This is a genomic window from Marinobacter azerbaijanicus, assembly GCF_030250645.1.
In the GTDB taxonomy this organism is placed as follows: domain Bacteria; phylum Pseudomonadota; class Gammaproteobacteria; order Pseudomonadales; family Oleiphilaceae; genus Marinobacter; species Marinobacter azerbaijanicus.
Genome location: NZ_JASSVS010000024.1, coordinates 1 through 17,779 on the forward strand (window position 1 = coordinate 1; position 17,779 = coordinate 17,779).

General features: G+C 62.2%; 16 protein-coding genes and 1 pseudogene. 9 read left to right on the top strand and 8 right to left on the bottom strand.

The genetic code is table 11. The annotated features are described in order from the left end of the window. The coding region (locus tag QPM17_RS22435) for a GTP-binding protein (protein WP_285393952.1) at positions 1–312 on the top strand (312 nt) is incomplete at its 5' end. Then, positions 309–779, top strand: a complete 471-nt coding sequence (locus QPM17_RS22440; RefSeq protein ID WP_285393953.1) for a GTP-binding protein — start codon at positions 309–311, stop codon at positions 777–779. The genes QPM17_RS22435 and QPM17_RS22440, both read left to right, overlap by 4 nt. Positions 780–894: 115 nt before the next feature. Here the strand turns inward: QPM17_RS22440 and QPM17_RS22445 are convergent, their stop codons facing one another. The 5 genes from QPM17_RS22445 to QPM17_RS22465 form a co-directional block, all read right to left on the bottom strand. Beyond that, positions 895–1,926: a 2,5-dihydroxypyridine 5,6-dioxygenase NicX family protein gene (locus QPM17_RS22445; protein WP_285393955.1), complete on the bottom strand. Its 1,032-nt coding sequence runs from the start codon at positions 1,924–1,926 to the stop codon at positions 895–897. Between the two features lie 188 nt (positions 1,927–2,114). Continuing rightward, positions 2,115–3,641, bottom strand: coding sequence for a sodium:solute symporter family protein (locus tag QPM17_RS22450; RefSeq protein ID WP_285393956.1), 1,527 nt, complete (start codon positions 3,639–3,641; stop codon positions 2,115–2,117). Continuing rightward, positions 3,634–3,822: a hypothetical protein gene (locus tag QPM17_RS22455; RefSeq protein ID WP_285393957.1), complete on the bottom strand. Its 189-nt coding sequence runs from the start codon at positions 3,820–3,822 to the stop codon at positions 3,634–3,636. Before QPM17_RS22455 ends, QPM17_RS22450 begins: the two co-directional genes overlap by 8 nt. 2 nt (positions 3,823–3,824) lie before the next feature. Beyond that, complete coding sequence (locus QPM17_RS22460) at positions 3,825–6,845, bottom strand: c-type cytochrome (RefSeq protein WP_285393958.1); 3,021 nt, start codon at positions 6,843–6,845, stop codon at positions 3,825–3,827. Then, on the bottom strand, positions 6,838–7,332 hold the full coding sequence (locus tag QPM17_RS22465; protein ID WP_111414778.1) for a (2Fe-2S)-binding protein: 495 nt from the start codon (positions 7,330–7,332) through the stop codon (positions 6,838–6,840). Before QPM17_RS22465 ends, QPM17_RS22460 begins: the two co-directional genes overlap by 8 nt. Positions 7,333–7,780: 448 nt before the next feature. On the opposite strand from QPM17_RS22465, the gene QPM17_RS22470 reads away from it, so the two are divergent. The 4 genes from QPM17_RS22470 to QPM17_RS22485 are packed head-to-tail and all read left to right on the top strand — an operon-like array spanning position 7,781 to position 11,179. After that, a complete protein-coding gene (locus QPM17_RS22470) occupies positions 7,781–8,947 on the top strand; it encodes an FAD-dependent monooxygenase (protein ID WP_285393960.1) in 1,167 nt (388 codons plus the stop codon). Continuing rightward, on the top strand, positions 8,944–9,762 hold the full coding sequence (locus QPM17_RS22475; protein WP_285393962.1) for an alpha/beta fold hydrolase: 819 nt from the start codon (positions 8,944–8,946) through the stop codon (positions 9,760–9,762). The genes QPM17_RS22470 and QPM17_RS22475 overlap by 4 nt, the downstream gene beginning before the upstream one ends. Positions 9,763–9,777: 15 nt before the next feature. Further along, complete coding sequence (locus QPM17_RS22480; RefSeq protein WP_285393963.1) at positions 9,778–10,530, top strand: maleate cis-trans isomerase family protein; 753 nt, start codon at positions 9,778–9,780, stop codon at positions 10,528–10,530. Positions 10,531–10,540: 10 nt separating this feature from the next. Continuing rightward, positions 10,541–11,179, top strand: coding sequence for an N-carbamoylsarcosine amidohydrolase (locus QPM17_RS22485; protein ID WP_285393964.1), 639 nt, complete (start codon positions 10,541–10,543; stop codon positions 11,177–11,179). A 33-nt stretch (positions 11,180–11,212) separates the two neighbouring features. On the opposite strand, the gene QPM17_RS22490 is transcribed toward QPM17_RS22485, so the two are convergent. Then, positions 11,213–11,665, bottom strand: a complete 453-nt coding sequence (locus tag QPM17_RS22490) for a MarR family winged helix-turn-helix transcriptional regulator (protein WP_285393969.1) — start codon at positions 11,663–11,665, stop codon at positions 11,213–11,215. 294 nt (positions 11,666–11,959) lie between these two features. On the opposite strand from QPM17_RS22490, the pseudogene QPM17_RS22495 reads away from it, so the two are divergent. From QPM17_RS22495 to QPM17_RS22505, 3 genes and pseudogenes are all read left to right on the top strand, one after another. Then, positions 11,960–14,212: pseudogene (locus QPM17_RS22495) on the top strand (xanthine dehydrogenase family protein molybdopterin-binding subunit); the annotation flags it as partial. A 17-nt stretch (positions 14,213–14,229) separates the two neighbouring features. Continuing rightward, positions 14,230–15,207, top strand: a complete 978-nt coding sequence (locus QPM17_RS22500; RefSeq protein ID WP_285393965.1) for an XdhC family protein — start codon at positions 14,230–14,232, stop codon at positions 15,205–15,207. Continuing rightward, positions 15,197–15,784 (top strand): nucleotidyltransferase family protein, encoded by a 588-nt coding sequence (locus QPM17_RS22505; RefSeq protein WP_285393966.1) that lies wholly within the window; start codon positions 15,197–15,199, stop codon positions 15,782–15,784. Before QPM17_RS22500 ends, QPM17_RS22505 begins: the two co-directional genes overlap by 11 nt. Before the next feature lie 132 nt (positions 15,785–15,916). On the opposite strand, the gene QPM17_RS22510 is transcribed toward QPM17_RS22505, so the two are convergent. Together QPM17_RS22510 and QPM17_RS22515 are read right to left on the bottom strand one after the other, a co-directional pair. After that, positions 15,917–16,666, bottom strand: a complete 750-nt coding sequence (locus QPM17_RS22510) for a transporter substrate-binding domain-containing protein (RefSeq protein ID WP_285393967.1) — start codon at positions 16,664–16,666, stop codon at positions 15,917–15,919. 135 nt (positions 16,667–16,801) lie between these two features. After that, the coding region (locus tag QPM17_RS22515; protein ID WP_285393968.1) for an NAD(P)/FAD-dependent oxidoreductase at positions 16,802–17,779 on the bottom strand (978 nt) is incomplete at its 5' end.

Here is a 17,779-nt window from a genome sequence, read left to right on the forward strand (position 1 = left end):
GAGCGTCGTGACGACCTGATCACCCTGATCAATGGCTGTGTATGCTGCAGCCTGCAGGGTGAGCTCTCCGCTTCCATCGAATCGACTATCAAGCGACGCGGAGGGCAGCTCGACCATCTGCTGATCGAGTGCAGCGGGGTGTCGGATCCGGAGCGGGTGGTGAATGTCCTGCACTACCCACGCATTCGGGCCAGGGCCCGGCTGGAGGCCGTCATCACCCTGGTCGATGCGGCACTCGATCCTGCCGACCTGAGCCCGGCCCTGCGGCACTTGGTGGCCTCTCCCAGGTCGACAATGCCGACCTGGTCGTGATCAACAAGACCGACCTGGTGGACGAGCCAACCATTGCCCGGCTCGAACAGGCCGTCCTGCTGCCCGGCTCCCGTCACGTGAGAGCCAGTCAGGCAGCCCTCCCGGCGGATTTTGTCGTCTGGCCGGCAGCGAGCGAGACGCCGATGTTTCGCCGCGTGCGTTCGGGTCCCTCCCCGGCGACGAGCATCGAAGCCCTGGGGCTCGAGACGCTCAGCTGGAAGCGCGCAGGGGCCGTTGACATGAATGCGCTGAGTGCGCTGCTGCATGACATGCCCAGACAGATCCTGCGCTTCAAGGGCGTCGTCCAGCTTGGCGACGGGAGCGTGCTGGCGCTGCAGCGTGCGGCGGGGCGGTTGACCAGCCGGGAGCTTGAAAACTGGTCGAAAGGCGAGAGTCAGCTGGTCTTCATCGGCGAGGACTCGCCATCTCTTTGGGAATGGCTGACCCAGCGCCTGGATAGGTTGTAATCCGGAGTGGTTAAGGGCTCGTCTAAGAAGCATCATTATCACGCCGTAGGAGTAGAGACGTTCTGCTGGATGAAGTGGTACGCCCCAGGTTAAAGTTAACCTGGGGCTTTTAATCCTATTTATTTCGAATTGCAATGTCTTTTTCTACAATGTCGCCGTTGATCAATACGGGGTTGTCATCGAGAAAAAGAGAGCAGTTTCTCATGGGGATGTCGAGATGACAGGCGGTGTCATTTGTTCCGCCAAGCTCATTGTTGGGTCCAGTTGAGAACATGACATTCCCATAAAAGCTTCTGGGCTCCATGCCCATGCCTCCAGGGAACTCTCCTGGAACCATTCTGTGCCATTTGGCATCTCGGTTCATTCCCCAGCCGACGTGACTCATGCCAAAGCCTCGTTCATCATTGAAATCTTTCATGTACGATTTAACGATATCGGCATCTAGTCCTCCTCGGATATCTGTAATCCACCCTTTTTCTATCGTGTAGGTAATCGGCTCGCGGACATAGATATTTTGTGGCAGCAGGACGTCGCCAGGAGCAACGACGATCTGTCCATCAACGCCGTCGTCGTCCCCGCCCGTAAAGACGAACCCTGACGGCCAATGGTCCCATCGTCCCGGCTCGTCCGTACAGGCGTACTCTGTGACGGTAGGGTAAGTGTTTAGTTTGTATGTGACATCAGTGCCATGAGCCGAGGTGATTCGCATTACCTTTGCTCTTGAAAGAAGCTCACCGGCTATTTCGACCTTCTCCTTTAGCTCTTGGTTGGGAAGCATTCTTGCCAGAAGTTCCGGTGGCTCTACGACAGTGAGTATGCGAGTCCCCGCTGCCTGTATGGCCATTTGCTCTGGTGAAAAAAGAAGAAAAATACAGTCTATCAAAATGTCGCATTGTTTTAATGCCTCAACTGCGTCAGGCATGCTCGATAAGCTGTTTACGCCTACATTCCATCCTCCAGAAGGTAGTGGGGCTGGCAAGCGCATGTGATACATTTTAGCGCCAATCCTCTGTCCTGCCGCCATGAATGCGTCAGCGTAGTCGATTCTTTCTTTACCCTGTGTCAGTACGATTACTTTTTCGCCTTCATGAACGCCCGACATTTTTAGCTGATGAAGGCAAATTTCTGTAAAGCTCGCCTGATCCATAATGTTCTCCGCTTCAGGTAGGTGATTGAGGTTCAAGGTTTGGGATACGTCGTGCGAATCTGGCTTGAGTGAAAGCTGATGGACGGCATTCCTGCCTTTGGTAGTTGAGCGCACTAGGAGAGGGGGCGATTTCGCCCCCTGTCGAGCGCTAATTACGCTATTGATTTGTATGTAGTGTGTTCTTATTGCTACTGGACTTTACTCTGAAGTAAAGGTGGGAGTTCCGTCTCGCTTTCCTTAGGCTTCAGCGACTTTTTCGAAAGCTCTTCCTTGATGGCTGCAATGAAACTATCGGCAGAAGATTGGCAAGGTTGGGTAGCAAGGCTTACGCCAACGAATAGCACGCTGGAGACGATGATCCCCCATACCCCAGCGGGAAGGCCCAGGAAGGAGTTGCCGATGGCATAGACGAACAGAACGAAGGCGCCGGTGCCCAGCACGCTCACCAGAGCGCCGGCGGCGGTGCCGCGTTTCCAGTAGAAGGCACCGATGATCGCCGGCACCATGGCCACCAGCCCGGAGGAGGCCGCCACCGACAGTACCGCGATCAGATCGAGCTGCAGCTCGGCGAAGCCCAGCGCCATGAGCGCGATTACCGGAATGACGATCTTGCCGACCAGCAGCTGACGCTTCTCGCTGGCACCCGGTTTGACATTGGCATAGACGTCACGCGCCAGCATCGAGGAGAGGGTCAGCATGATCGAGTCGATGGTGGAGACCGCCGCGGCCATGATTCCGATCATCACGATGACGCCCAGCACCGGCGGCACGAACTCGGACGCCAGCAGCGATGGCGTGGCCAGGTCGGCGCTTTCCAGGCTCGGGAAGGCGGCCAGGGCCGAGAAGCCCCAGAGGACCGACACTAGGGTGTAGATGAAGCCGAAGACCAGGAAGCCGATCAGCATCTGCCGCATGGAGCGCAGCGAGGAGGGCATGAACAGCCGCTGGCTGACCTGGGGATTGGACAGGCTGAAGAAGAACCAGGGGATGGTCAGGCCGAGGAAGGTGATGAAGCTGAACAGGCCGGAGCCCGGTACCGTCAGAGACTGGGGATGCTCGGTGGCCAGGGTATCGAACAGAGCGGCGAAGCCGCCTAGACCTTGGATGACCAGGAAAGCGACCAGGGTCGAGGCGACGATCATCATGATCGCCTGCAGCGAGTCGGTCCACATGACCGAGCGAATGCCTGCCACATAGGAGAAGAAGATCGCGATCGCCGTGGCCAGCATTATCCCGGTGGTGAAGGGAATGGCGCCGTTGGTGGTGCCTTGCAGCAGGTAGCCGACCCCGGCCAGCTGCACTGCCGCATAGGGGATCAGGAAGACGCAACTGGCGATCGACACCGCCATGGCGACCTGCTTGCTGTTGTAGCGGTGCCCCAGCATCTCGCTCGGGGTCACGAAGTTGAACTTCTTGCCCACGGCCCAGAACTTCGGCCCGAAGATGGCCACCAGCGAGACACCCGCGAAGTAGATGATCTCGAAGCCTAGGGCGCCGACGCCACCGGCGTAGGTGAGCCCGGCGAGCCCCACCATCATGAAGGCACTGTAGGTCGTGGCACTATAGCTCAACGCCGACACGAATCCGTTCATCTGCCGGTTACCCAGGAAGTAGCCCGACATGCTCTCCGACTTGCCTTGGCGCGACAGGATGGCGATGCCGATGGCAATCAAGAGATAGATGGCGATCGACCACCAGATCAGTGACTCAGTCATTGCTGTGCTCCTCGAAGTCCTTGGTGATGAAGAGGTTCAGAGCGATGACCGAGAGACCGGCAACCGTCCAGAACAGGAAGCTGCCATACCATGCCTGCACATCGGTCAACAGCGTGTAGGGAATCAGGTAGCAGAGCAGTACCACTGCCCAGACCAGCCATATCCACTTGCTTCTTTTCATGATCAACCTCGTCTTGTTGTTGCGTTAGGGGTGGGGGAAGGACTGTTGTTATGCTGGCGAATCGTCGTCACGCGCGACTCGATGTTTCGCCAGGGGGCTTGGTCGGGCGCAAAACGCGCCCGTAGATAGGCCGTCAGGTTGACGACCTGGGAGTCGCTGAAACTGTCGGCGAAACCGGGCATATTGCCGAGACCGGGTACATGATCGGCATGCACTCCACCCAGGATCGACTGGATGACATTGTCGGGATGCTGGCTATGTAGGTTGGTGTTCAATGCCAGCGAGATCTGGGCGCTGGTGAAGGAAGGCGCGCCACTCTCCATATGACAGCTGGCGCAGGCTCCTTCGAACAGGCGCTCTCCCTCCTCCATGCCGGCGGGGCCGCTCTGGGCTGTGGCGATGCGAACCGCAGCGTCGGCTTGCACGGTCTCGCTATCGCCTGCCGGTGCGTCCATCTGGACCGCCACATAGTGGGCCAGGGCGCGTACGTCATATTCCGGTAGCTCGCCCAGGCCGGCCACCACCGGTGCCATGGGGCCCGAGGCTGCACCATGCAGTGACGATGCGCCGTGGCGCAGGTAGTCGTAGAGGGAGGCCTCACTCCAGGGAATTGGCGAGCGTGACAGCCGATTGAGCGGCGGCGCCTCCCAGCCGTCCACCATGGCGCCTGAGAAGGCGTATTGGCCGCTGCGCTCGGCCCCCATGGCATTGCGCGGCGTATGGCAGGCGCTGCAGTGCCCCAGGCCTTCGGCGAGATAGGCGCCACGATTGTAGAGTTCACTCTGGCCAGGATCGGGCTCGAAGGGGCTGGGGTCGTGGTAGAGGGCGTTCCAGCCGGCCATCAATGGTCGGATGTTGAACGGAAAGCTCAGCGCATTGGCCGGTGTCTCGGCACTTACTGCGGGCTGGGCCATCAGGTAGGCATACAGCGCCTGCATGTCGGTATCGCTGATCTTGGCGAAGGCCGTGTAGGGGAAGGCCGGATAAAGATGCTTGCCATCGCGGCTGATGCCGTGACGCATGGCGCGTTCGAAGGCCGCATAGGACCACTGGCCGATCCCGGTCCCCTCGTCGGGCGTCAGGTTAGTGCTATAGAGGGTTCCGAATGGCGTCTCGAAGGCACGTCCGCCGGCATTCTCCTGACCTCCCTCGACGGTATGGCAGGCCGCACAGTCGCCGGCCGCAGCCACCAGGCGCCCACGTTCGATGGTCTCGGCGGAATAGAGGTTGGCTGCGGGGCGGTTGATCGGCGTGATAGCTCCCTTCCAGGGCCAGGCCATGACCGCTGTGCCGGCCACTGCGGTCAGGGCCGCCGCCTTGAGCCAACGGCGCCCGGGGCGGTTAGTCGGTCTGCCGGGTGTCTCTTCCTGCAAGGAATCGGCCTGGTCGTGGAGAGCTTGACGTACGCGGCCGGCGGTGAAGGGCGGCTGGCGGAAGCGCACGCCGGTGGCATCGAACAGCGCATTGGCGATCACCGCCACGCCGGGTGCAAGATTCACGTCGTCGAGTGGCTGGAGCAGCGAGGTCGTTGCCTCAGCGTCTGCGCTCTCCTTGGTTGCCATGGCGGTGTGGATTGCCAGCGCACCCCCGGGCGTCGGATCGACATTCTTATCGTCCTTGCTGCCATCGCCCCATTCGTCGAATGCCGGGTCGCGTCCCAGCAGTGGGCGAGCGCTACCCAGCACCCGGGCCTGCAGTGTCTGCTGCAGGCGATCCGTGTCTACCTCAGGGCCGGCGTCCTGGCCGACCACCAGCCGAGTCAAGGTCACGTCACCGGTAATACGGTTCACCTCCACGTCGGCAATCCAGGCCGAACGCACGCCTTCCGGGATGCGTTGATGCCGGTCAGGCAGCTGTGAATAGGCGAAACCGCGACCGCGCAGCCGATCCGGTGATGTGGTAGTGGCGGACGACAGCGCTTCGCCCCATCGGGCGCGCTGCGACACCGAAGAGATCAGCTCGACGCCACGAGCATCGTCGAGGTGACGTAGACGCAGCATCAGAGGATCCTGACCACTTTCGTGGGCCACCTCGTCCAGGAAGGATTCCCGGGCAAAGGCCTGCTGGATCTCGGCGAGGTGCTCGTTGCGCCGACCGGTGCCATGATCGTCGCGACGGGTGGTCAGTTGGGCGTTATTGAAGTCATAAGGCGAGAAGAACGGTGTTCTGCCGGCCACGGTCCGCCGGGCGGGCGGCCTGCCGCAGAGCCACAGGCCCACGGCAGCGATATCGCCCGAGGCATGGGCCTGATGATAGCGGTAGTCGGCGATATCGCCGCTCTCCGCCAGGTCGGCGCTCAGTGTGATGCACTGTGCCTGTCCCAGGGCATGCACGTCACGGGTATAGGCGGCATCCAGCCATACCGCCACGGAGCAGCCCAGTTGCCGGGACATCAGTGCGGCATCCACGGCGGCATCGTCACCACAGTGACGCCCCAGGCCGGAGACCCGCGTCGGGGTGGTCCCGTAGAGCTCGATCCGCTCGGCCGGCAGGCCGGTGAGGGTCATCAGGTCGTGAATCAAGGCCTCGGGCGTGATCGTTTCACCCCACAGCATCAGACGTTGATCGGAGCAGTCGGCCACCACCCAGCCGGGGGTATCGCCCCAGCGAAGTCGGCTCGGCCAGCCATAGTCATGTCGATGGGACGAGGCCGTCTTGGCATATTCCGCCGCCAGCTCCCGGGATGCCGCCCCGGTTGCCACGGGAAGCGGGGTGGCGTCACCTTGACCGGCCCCGGAGGGCGCCCGCCATTCGAGCCTCAGGTGCCGCGCAGCGTCTTGCGCCGCGGCCAGACTGTCGGCCACCACGCCCACGAAATCACCCTCGATGACGATTTCAACTTGGCCCGGCAGGCCCGCCACGCTGGTCCGATCCACGGCTACCAGTCGATCGCTGACGAAGTGCTCGCCGTTCCAGGCATAGTGGGGCGGCCTTACCGCTACACCGAAGCGCTTGGGCGACGCAAGCGGAGCGGGGAGCTCTGTGGGTTCAGCCCGGGAAGTGGGGGGCTGCCGATCACTCATGGGGCGCCTCCGGAGACTCGGCGGTGCTGATTGCCACGGCGCGACTCGCCGCCTCGAGAATCTCCACGTGAGTGCCGCAGCGACAGAGGTTGTACTCCAGAGCGGCCCGCAGCTGGGCTGATGAGGGCCTAGGGGTGTGATTGAGCAAAGCGCGCACGCTGATGATCATGCCATTGAGGCAGTAGCCGCATTGGGCGGCCTGGGCCTCGATGAAGGCGCTTTGGACTGGGTCGAGGCGGCCTTCGCTGGCCAGGCCCTCGAGGGTAAGGATCTCATGCCCGACCGCGACCGAAACCGGCAGCACACAGGCTCGGGCGGCCATGCCGTCGATCAGCACACTGCAGGCACCGCACTCGCCCAGGCCGCAGCCGTATTTGGGGCCGTTGAGTTCCAGGTCATTGCGCAGGACGGTCAGCAGGGGGGTGTCCGGCGGTATTGCCAGCTCGTAGGAACGGCCATTAACAGTCAGGGAGATCGCTTCGGTCATAGGGACTCGTCGTTATTCTTGGCGCTATCCACATTTATCGACTCCTGAAGGAGCCAGTTCAGGCATCACCCTGCGCTTCCCTTTGCGGATCCGGATGTGCTGATTGAATTCAGTGTATACGCTGTTAATTTTAGGTTTCTACACATATAGCACCTTGCGTCCTGTTTCTGCAAGCTATGATCTGCATCATGCTTTTCCTTCGAAAAATTACCGTCTCATGGGCTTTGGTCAAGATTCTTCTCTTTTTCTCCTGATGTGTGCGCTCGGCGAGACGATCAGGTAAACGGTGCTTGACGTAAAAATAAATGGTGTATACGTTGTAGTTGAGCCTCGTTTTACCCCGGCGTGTGCCCCATGCTGGAGCGCCCCCCGACGAAGAGTCGCTCTGCGCATGCCCTCTGCCCTTTGGGCATCGAGGAAGATCAATAAAATCAAACAGGTGGAGTAAATGACCAAGAATCGAAAAATTGCCGTTATTGGTGCAGGTCTCGGAGGCGCCGCAGCGGGTGCGCTCCTGCAGCAGGCTGGCTACGACACCAGGGTCTACGAGCAGGCACCGGCCTTTTCCCGGCTGGGTGCCGGTATTCACCTCGGTCCCAACGTCATGAAGGTGATGCGTCGCATCGGCATCGAGGACAAGCTCAACGCCATGGGCTCCCACCCGACGCACTGGTTCAGTCGCGATGGCAGGAGCGGTGAGTACCTATCGCGCATTCCGCTCGGCGCTTTCGCACGCGAAGAGTACGGTGCGGCCTATATCACCGTGCACCGCGGTGACCTGCATGAATTGATGGTAAGCACCCTGGATCAGGAGCGGCTCTACTTCGACAAGCGGTTGGTGGACGTCGACGACAACGGCGACAAGGTGATCATGACCTTCGCCGATGGCACTACCGACGAGGCCGACCTGGTGATCGGTGCCGATGGCGTCAATTCACGCATCCGCGAGAAGCTGCTGGGGCCCGAGGCGCCTACCTACAGCGGCTGGGTCGCCCATCGCGCGATCATCTCGGCAGAGAAGCTCAAGGCCTATGACCTCGACTTCGAGGCGTGCGTGAAGTGGTGGTCGGAGGATCGCCACATGATGGTCTACTTCGTGACCGGCGATGAGAAGGAATACTACTACGTCACCGGGGTACCGGAGCCGGAGTGGAATCACGGTACCTCCTTCGTGGACAGCTCTCGCGAAGAGATGCGCAAGGCCTTCGAGGGTTATCACCCCACGGTCCAGGCACTGATCGACTGCACCGAGACGGTCACCAAGTGGCCGCTGCTCGAGCGTAACCCCCTGCCACTGTGGCATGAAAACCGCCTGGTTTTGCTTGGCGATGCTTGCCATCCGATGAAGCCGCACATGGCCCAGGGTGCCGCCATGGCCATCGAGGATGCCGCCATGCTGGTGCGCTGCCTGGAAGAGGTCGGTGCGGACCGTTATCAGGATGCCTTCGAGCTGTACCGTACTAACCGCTTCGAGCGCGCCTCCCGCGTGCAGAAGGTCTCCCATGACAACACCTGGCTGCGTCATGACGAAGACCCGGCCTGGGTCTTCGGCTATGACGTCTATGAGGTGCCGCTCAAGCAGCTGCAGCACACCGATGAGGAGAGTCCGGCATGAGCAGTACCTTCCTGTACGGCGCCAACGTCCAGGCCAATGGCATTCGCCAGCACTACCTGCGCTATGGCGGAGAGGCATCGGCCACTCGCCAGCCGCTGGTGCTGATTCCCGGTATCACCAGCCCGGCCGTGACCTGGGGATTCGTGGCCGAGCGTCTTGGCCGACACTTCGATACCTATGTACTCGACGTGCGCGGCCGGGGTCTCTCCTCCAGCGGTCCCGAACTCGACTACGACACCAATACCTGTGCCGATGACGTGAGCGCGTTCATTGCGGCGCTGGGGCTGGAGGGTGTCATTCTTGCCGGCCATTCCATGGGCGCCCGCTTCGCATTGCGTGCCCTGTCCCGGGGCGCTCGAGACATCGACAAGCTGGTGCTGATCGATCCACCGGTCTCCGGTCCGGGGCGCCGCGAGTACCCCAGCAAACTGCCCTGGTACGTGGATTCGATCCGCGACTGCATCCGGGGGGCCGACCTCGAGACCATGCGTCGGTACTGCCCGACCTGGAGCGAGGACCAGCTGCGCCTGCGCGCCGAATGGCTGCATACCTGCTACGAGCCAGCCATCGTCCAGGCCTTCGAAGAGTTCCACAGCGTGGATATCCACCAGGACCTTCCCGGTGTGACGGTGCCGACGCTGTTGATCTGCGCCGGCAAGGGCGGGGTGATTCAGGATCAAGATCGTGCCGAGATCCGCGAACTGCTGCCGTCGATTCGCATCACCACTGCCGAGCGGGCGGGACACATGATTCCCTGGGACGACTACGAGGGCTTCTTCGCCGCCTTCGAGGACTTCCTGGGCACTGAACTCTGAGAGAGGCCTTGCGCCATGACCAAGACATACCGTATCGGCCAGATCGTACCCAGCTCCAACATCACCATGGAGACGGAAATTCCCGCGATGCTGGCTGCGAGGCAACTGATTCGCCCCGAGCGTTTCACTTTCCACTCCAGCCGCATGCGCATGAAGACCGTGAGCAAGGATGAACTGGCTGCCATGGATGCCGAGTCCGACCGCTGTGCGCTGGAGCTCTCCGACGCGGCTGTGGATGTGATGGGCTATGCCTGCCTGGTGGCGATAATGTCCATGGGGCCGGGATACCACCGCGAATCCCAACGGCGCTTGCGTAGCCGCACCGAGGAGAACGGTTGCGACACTCCGGTGGTGACCAGTGCCGGCGCCCTGGTGGATGCCCTGGGCGTAATGAAGGCCAAGCGCGTGGTAGTGGTTGCGCCCTACATGAAGCCGCTTACCGAGATGGTGGTGGATTATATCCGTGAGGAGGGCGTCGAGGTGGTCGACTACCGCGCGCTGGAGATTCCCAATAACCTCGACGTGGCTCGCCACAATCCCGATAATTTGCCGGAGATTGTCGCCGGCCTCGATTACAGCGACGTGGATGCCATCGTGCTCTCTGCTTGTGTGCAGATGCCCTCGCTGGCCGCCGTCTCCAAGGTTGAAGCGATCACTGGCAAGCCGGTGGTCACCGCGGCTATCGCTACTACCTATGCCATGCTCAAGGCCCTCGATCTCGAACCGGTGGTGCCGGGAGCCGGCGCTCTGCTGTCGGGCGCCTACTGAGGAGATCGTCATGACGCAACACGCTCAGGAAGCCAGCGACAACTACAAAGGCGTCTGGGATGGCCGGATCGGTTTCGGTAACAAGCCCGCTCTATTGGTTGTCGACTTCATGCAGGGATACACCACGCCTGGCTCGCCGCTCTATGCCCCGGGTGTGGTAGAGGCGGTAGCAAGGATGCCGCGGCTGTTGGTGGCGGCGCGCGAGGCCCGGGTGCCGGTTATCCATACCAATATCCTTTACCTGGCGCAGGACCAGCGTGATGGAGGCATCTGGGTCAAGAAGGCACCGGTAATGCGTGCCATGGTGCCGGGCAACCCCTATGCAACATTCTGCGAGGAGGTGATCCCGTCTGACGATGAGTTGGTGATTACCAAGCAGTACGCCAGCGCCTTTTTCGGCACTTCGTTGGCCCCGACGCTGGTGGCCATGGGGGTGGATACCCTGATCCTGACCGGCTGCTCGACCAGCGGCTGCATTCGTGCCACCGCCGTGGACGGCCTGCAGCATGGCTTCCGCGTGATGGTGGTGCGCGATTGCGTCGGTGATCGCCACCCCGCCCCCCACGAGGCCAACCTGTTCGATATCGACAGCAAGTACGGCGACGTAGTCTCCCTCGACGAGACGCTGAACCACTTGCGGCATGACTGACCCGACCCGGCCGACGGCGGTCGGGCGGCCACCTCAACCGTCGGCGTTCATCTTCTCCAACAGATGTATCAGGGCGATACGCTCGGCGGGGTTGAGGTTGCTCATGGTCTGATCGCTGATCTGCTTGGCGATGGGCACCATGGTCTCGACCAGGGTCTCTCCCGCCTCGGTGATGACCACCATCACCTTGCGCTGGTCGCTGGGATCGGTGGTCAGAGTGATCCACTCCCGTGCCTTGAGCCTCTTGATAACCCCGCGGATCGTGGCGGGATCGATGGCGGTGGCATTGACGATCTCAGTGAGCGAGCTTGGTCCACGCTCCATGACCGTGCACAGGGTGACGAACTGGATCGCGGTCAGCTGTTTGTCACAACTGTAGCGTTGGAAAATTGCCGTATGGCGCTGGTAGGCCTTGCGCAGCAGGTGACCAACCTGTTCGGAGAAGTCATAACCCTGCTCGGCGGGGGTTCGGTGGTCGCTGGACATGGCGGCGTGAGCTGGCGTCTCTGTAGTCATGGAGCATCCTTGGTGTGCTGTCGACGACCTCTGGCTGTCACGGTGTCAACGCCGAGTATGGCCTTGGTGGCGGGGCAGAGCAGCCTCGAGCGTCAACGCAGGCGCGACATAGGCTTGCAGGCGATGGGGCATTCGTGCTTATTTATGGTGTATACACTATAACTAAATGGTGAGCAGAGCAAACTGGTCTGGCTCCTTTCAGGCCGTTTCGCTGCTTCCACCGTATCGCGTTCCTGGCCACCGATAACAGATAAAGAGGCTTGAATGGCGTCCATATCACTGCCGGACCGACACTCGCTCCTCCATGGGACCGACCTGCTGGTGGTCTACCGAGAGCCCGTGGTGCCGCCCAAGCCGGCGCCGGGCCAACCGGGCGCACACTCTGATTTTATACCCACGGAGCCCGAGCTCTTTATCGCCGTGCTCGCGGATGGTCGGGTGATGGCCTTCAACGGCCACGTGGATCTGGGTACCGGCATTCGCACGGCCCTGGCCCAAATCGTCGCCGAGGAGCTGGAGGTCGCCTTCGAGCAGGTCACCATGGTGCTGGGCCATCCCTTTGAGGTACCCAACCAGGGGCCGACCATCGCCAGCGCCACCATCCAGATCACCGCCGAGCCGTTGCGGCGTGCGGCAGCCCAGGCGCGCGAATACTTGCTGGATCTGGCGACGAGCCACTTTGGCATAGAGCGAGGCGGCCTGCGGTGTGTCGAGGGACACATTCTGCCGCTCGAGAGGGGGCGGGCCGCCGTGAGTTACGGTGAACTTCTCCACGGCGAGCGTCATGCCTTGAAGCTCGCCGATGAGGTACCGCTCAAGCCAGCCGGTGACTATCGGCTGGTAGGGCGGCCGGCGCCGCGGGTGGACATTCCCGACAAGGCCGTCGGCAAGCTGACTTTCGTGCATGACCTGCGCCTGCCCGGCATGCTACATGGTCGAGTGATCCGCCCACCCTATACCGGCCATGATCGCGGCGACTTTGTCGGCAACAGCCTGGTGGCGGTGGATGAGGCTTCGGTCGCCGGCATGCCCGGGTTGATCCAGGTAGTGGTGATCGGCGATTTCGTGGGCGTGGTCGCAGAGCGTGAGGAGCAGGCCGCGGCAGCGGCCAGGCAGCTCAAGGTCACCTGGCGCGAGCCGGAGGGCTTGGCACGGCTCGACGACCTGGAGCAGGCTCTGCGAGAGCTGCCGGCCCAACGGCGTCACCTGCTGGAAGAGGGCGACGTGGCGGAGGCGCTGGCCCGGGCTGCCCATCGTGTATCTCGCACCTATGTCTGGCCTTTCCAGCTGCACGGCTCCATCGGCCCCTCCTGCTCGGTGGCCGACTATCGTGACGACCGGTTGCGGGTGTGGTCCGGCACTCAGAATCCCCATAGCCTGCGCGCTGATCTGTCGCGGCTGATGGGGCTCGATGAGGGCGTTATCACCATCACACGTATGGAAGCCTCTGGCTGTTACGGCCGCAACTGTGCCGACGATGTAGGGGGCGATGCTGCCTTGCTGTCGCGTGCGGTGGAGCGGCCGGTACGCGTACAGCTGACCCGGGAACAGGAGCATGGCTGGGAGCCCAAGGGCGCGGCCCAGTTGATGGAGGTCGAGGGGGGACTGAACGCCGATGGCAGCCCGGCGGGCTATCGTTTCGTCGCCCGCTACCCCTCGAACAATGCCCCGACCCTGGCCCTGCTGCTGACCGGTACCGTCAAGCCCAGCGATATCCCCTTCGAGATGGGGGATCGTACCTCGGTCCCGCCTTATCGCTACCCGCATCGGCAGATCGCCTGTGATGACGTGCCGACCCTGGTGCGCGCCTCCTGGTTGCGTGGGGTCTCGGCCATGCCCAACACCTTCGCGCATGAGAGCCATATCGACGAACTGGCCCAGCTGGCCGGCGAGGATTCGGTGACCTACCGGCTACGCTACCTGGCCGACCCGCGCGCGGTGGAGCTGACCGAGGCCGTGGCCGAGCGAGCGGGCTGGCAGCCTCGGGTCGCCCATTCCTCGCTCCGGGTGGTCGAGGGCTGGCACCATGGGCGAGGGGTTGCCTACGCCCAGTACGTGCACAGCAAGTTTCCCGGCTTCGGTGCGGCCCTGGCGGTCTGGGTGGTGGAGCTGAAGGTGCACCCCGAGAGTGGACGCATCGTCATCGAGCGGCTGGTCGTGGGCCAGGATGCCGGCCTCATGGTCAATCCGGCCGGCGTGCGTCATCAGGTGCATGGCAACGTCATCCAGACGCTGAGCCGGACCCTCAAGGAGCGGGTCTCCTTCGAGGATGGGCTGCCGGTGAGCCGGGAGTGGGGCGGCTATCCGATCCTGCGGTTCTCCGAGCTGCCTGATATCGACGTCATGCTTCTCGAGCGCCCCGAGGCACCGCCGCTGGGAGTCGGGGAATCCACCTCCCTGCCCGGCGCTCCGGCCATCGCCAACGCCCTCTATGATGCCACCGGGGTACGCTTCACCCATCCCCCCTTCACACCGGAGGTGGTGCGCCGCACCCTGGCTGCTGCTCGGTCGGCTCCGGTTGAGGCGATCGGCTGATGCAGCATCTCGATCTGCAGGTCATCGAGCGCGCCCTGCAGTGGGCCAACCGGGGCCATCGTCTATGGCTGTGCACGGTGCTGGCCACCTTTGGCTCGTCGCCCCGGGAGCCCGGCGCCATGCTGGTGGCACGTCAGGACGGTGAGCATCTGGGATCGCTCTCCGGTGGCTGTGTGGAGGAGGACTTTCTCGAGCGGTTGCGCCAGGGGGAATTCAGCGAGCCGGTGCAACGGATCCGGTATGGCGACCAGGGGGAGGCTCCGGGGTCGAGCCGTGTGCTGTTGCCCTGCGGAGGCAGCCTAGAGGTGCTGGTGGAGCGGCTGGAGCCTGACGCGGCCACCCTGACCCACCTGGAGGTGGTGCATGCCACCCTGCTCGGCCGACGAGCCCTGATTCGGCGTGTGCCGCTGGATGGTCGCGGGGCGCACTTCGCGCTGGCCGAGGCGCCGGGGCCCGCCATCCTGCGGGAGGAAGACATTATCGGCGTGCGCATCGGCCCGGCACTGCGCCTGATCATCGCGGGCATTTCGCCGGTCTCCCAGGCCTGTGCCAGCTTCGCCAGTACCCTCGGCTTCGAGGTCATCGTCTGCGATCCTCGCGAGGAGGCGCGCCGGGCGTTTGCGGTACCGGGGGTGGAGGTGCAGGCAGTATTGCCCTCGACCTTCATTGCCTCGGGTGCCTGCCATGCCGCCACCGCAGTGGTGGCCCTGACCCATGACCCCCGCATCGACGATCTGGCGATGATCGAGGCCGTGCGCACCGACGCCTTCTATATCGGCGTCATGGGGTCGCGGCAGACCTCACGTCAGCGCGAGAAAAGGCTGCTCCGCTCTGGAGGGCTCGGCCCCGAGCAGGTCGCCCGGATCACCATGCCCATTGGCCTTGGTCTCGGCAGCAAGACGCCGGCCGAAATCGCCCTGGCGGTCATGGCCGATATCGTTCGGGTCCATCGGGGCAAGGCGCGAGATGCGCTCTAAGCACTCATTGGCCCTGATCATGGCGGCAGGGCACTCCCGGCGCTTCGGCAGTGACAAGCGACTGGCGCGTCTCGCCGACGGTCGCACGCTGCTCGCCACTACCCTGGCCGCCGCCATGGACGCCTTCGAGCAGGTGAGGGTGGTGGTGAATACCCAGGTGGCGCCCGCCGATCTGGGAATTCCCGAGGCCATGGCGCTGGTCATCCGGCCCGCGGCCCCGGTGGGGCTGGGTGGTAGCATCGCCCATGCCTTTCGGGAGCTCGACCAGCCGTTGTCGCGCTGTGATGTCCACAGTGTCGCCATCTGGCTGGGCGATATGCCCTGGGTGAGGCCCGAAACCTGCCAGCGGCTGGCTCGACGAGCCGCAGCCGACACCATCGTCAGACCCCTCTACCGTGATATGCCCGGACATCCGGTCTTCTTCGGTCGTGACTTCTGGCCTGGCCTGGCCGCCAACCATGATGCTCTGGGGGCCAGGCCGGTTCTCGTCCGGTTTTCCGACAGGGTGATTGCCATGCCGGTAGCGGATCCGGGGGTGATCCGCGATATCGACTATCCAAGTGCAATTCGTGGTTAGCTTAGAAGCAGCCAAGCCACGCCCGATTAAATACCCGTCGACTGGAGAGTCAGGTACGGGCACCCATTAAACGGACCGAGGCCAGGGGGCAAGGCCCACCCAGCCACCTATAAAAATAATGAACTATACGATCTAGTCGCCGAAGTAGCTTTCGAAGACCTGATCGAAGGTGCCGTCTGCTTTCAATCCGGCCATGGCTTCATTGAATGTTTCTGCCAACGCGTCGTCACGTTGACGGAAAGCGGCGCCGATTCCCGGTCCGTAGATTGATTCAGGGCCGGTCACAAGTTCGCCTTGCCGAGTGAAGCGTTCGTCGGTGAGCATGGTCTCCTGTGCCAGGGGGAATGCGGTGAACACCAGGTCGAGTCGTCCAGCGTGCATGTCGGCAACCACCGAACCAGAATCAGCGTAGCGCCGGATCTCAGCATCAGGGTAGAACTGAGTTACGTACTCGTCCTGGATGGTCGCTTGCTGGACGCCTATCGCCGTGCCCTCAAGCGAGCCATCCAAATCGTGCTTGGTGTCAGCCTTGCCGACCCAGACAGAAGGCACCTGATAATATGGATCCGAGAACAGAACCTGGTTAGAGCGCTCCTCGGTAATGTTCATCGCCGACGCAATGAGGTCGAACTTTCGCGCTTGAAGAGCCGGAATGATGCCATCCCAGGACTGCTCGACCCATACGCATTCGCGCTGCATCCGCTCGCAGGCAGCATTGACGAGTTCTACTTCGAAACCAGTAATAGTGCCGTCCGGCAGCTTGTACTGATAGGGCTCATAGGGTACATCGACACCGATGCGCAGCGGCTTATCTTCTGCATTGGCTACTCCTCCTAGCAGGGCAGCTGACAACAGCAGAGTGGTGAGGGTATGAATTCGCATTTTGTATCCTCGCAGTTTATTTTGTCGTATGTGCGTGGGTGATTCCAGGCCGATCTTGTTATGCCGCTATGGGTTGAGGGCGGAGCGAGAGAACCTCGCGCCGGAGAACTTTGCATATTCGTAACTTAGGTTGTCTTACAGGATGGATTCAGCCAGACGGCCGGCATGGAAGGCTGCCAGGCTGATACCGCTGTGACTGCTTAGGCTATAGGCCCCGGGGTATTGCCGTGAAGCTTCATAGAGAGGGTGGCCATCCGGTGTCATTACGCGCAGCGCCCCCCACGAGCGCACCAGTCGCGCATGGGCGAGAAACGGAAAGATTCGCACCGCGCGATCGGCCAATTGCTGCATTATCGGCAGGGTCACCCCCCTGTCGAAACCGACCTCTTCCTGAGTGTCCCCGATCAAGTACGCGCCACTAGCCGTCTGTCGAATCTGTGGGGTCGGCAGTTGGGCAATTTTTTGCAGGCGTTCAGTCACCAAGACCTGGCCGCGCACGGGACGCACCGCCCCACTGAGCCCCAGCATCGGCGCCAATGCTGCGCTGCCCAGACCAGCAGCAAGGATAAGGCGCTCAGCTTCGTAGGTGCCGTGCGTAGTCGCCGCTCGAAAGCCATTCATCAGGGGAGTGAGCAAGTGCACCTCGCAGCCAGGACGATAATCGAGCCCGAGCCCGATATTGGCTGAAAACAGCGCGCGCAGTAGATACAGGGGATTACAATGGCCGTCATGGGGCGACCAGGTACCACCGTGCACGCCTTCGCCGAGCCCCGGGAGGTATGAGGCAAGCGACGTACGGTCGAGATATTGCCAACGGAATTGTCGCGACAGGTAGGGGGATGTCGACTGGATCGCCGAGTACTCGCGCTGACGTGCCTCTGCTTCCTCCTGATTGAAGCAGAGATCGACCCCACCCCTGTGTTCGTATTCGAGGTCTAACCCGGTGCGCCCCTCGAGTTCAGCGGCAAACTCAGGCCAGGCCAGGCTCGCTTCGAAACTGAGTTCGGCATAGGCTGGCATGCCTGCGCCCTTGCCCTGCACCCAGGTGAGACCGGCGTTCCCTCGTGAGGCGCGCAGTGAGTCGTCGCTTCCATCGAGCACCGTAACGCGACA

What these genes read in the sequence shown, in the direction of transcription:
- QPM17_RS22505 (WP_285393966.1), top strand. Translation starts at nt 15,197, where the DNA reads ATGCGCTCTAAGCACTCATTGGCCCTGATCATGGCGGCAGGGCACTCC.
- QPM17_RS22455 (WP_285393957.1), bottom strand. Translation starts at nt 3,822, where the DNA reads ATGAAAAGAAGCAAGTGGATATGGCTGGTCTGGGCAGTGGTACTGCTC.
- QPM17_RS22450 (WP_285393956.1), bottom strand. Translation starts at nt 3,641, where the DNA reads ATGACTGAGTCACTGATCTGGTGGTCGATCGCCATCTATCTCTTGATT.
- QPM17_RS22485 (WP_285393964.1), top strand. Translation starts at nt 10,541, where the DNA reads ATGACGCAACACGCTCAGGAAGCCAGCGACAACTACAAAGGCGTCTGG.
- QPM17_RS22465 (WP_111414778.1), bottom strand. Translation starts at nt 7,332, where the DNA reads ATGACCGAAGCGATCTCCCTGACTGTTAATGGCCGTTCCTACGAGCTG.
- QPM17_RS22470 (WP_285393960.1), top strand. Translation starts at nt 7,781, where the DNA reads ATGACCAAGAATCGAAAAATTGCCGTTATTGGTGCAGGTCTCGGAGGC.
- QPM17_RS22475 (WP_285393962.1), top strand. Translation starts at nt 8,944, where the DNA reads ATGAGCAGTACCTTCCTGTACGGCGCCAACGTCCAGGCCAATGGCATT.
- QPM17_RS22510 (WP_285393967.1), bottom strand. Translation starts at nt 16,666, where the DNA reads ATGCGAATTCATACCCTCACCACTCTGCTGTTGTCAGCTGCCCTGCTA.
- QPM17_RS22460 (WP_285393958.1), bottom strand. Translation starts at nt 6,845, where the DNA reads ATGAGTGATCGGCAGCCCCCCACTTCCCGGGCTGAACCCACAGAGCTC.
- QPM17_RS22445 (WP_285393955.1), bottom strand. Translation starts at nt 1,926, where the DNA reads ATGGATCAGGCGAGCTTTACAGAAATTTGCCTTCATCAGCTAAAAATG.
- QPM17_RS22490 (WP_285393969.1), bottom strand. Translation starts at nt 11,665, where the DNA reads ATGTCCAGCGACCACCGAACCCCCGCCGAGCAGGGTTATGACTTCTCC.
- QPM17_RS22500 (WP_285393965.1), top strand. Translation starts at nt 14,230, where the DNA reads ATGCAGCATCTCGATCTGCAGGTCATCGAGCGCGCCCTGCAGTGGGCC.
- QPM17_RS22480 (WP_285393963.1), top strand. Translation starts at nt 9,778, where the DNA reads ATGACCAAGACATACCGTATCGGCCAGATCGTACCCAGCTCCAACATC.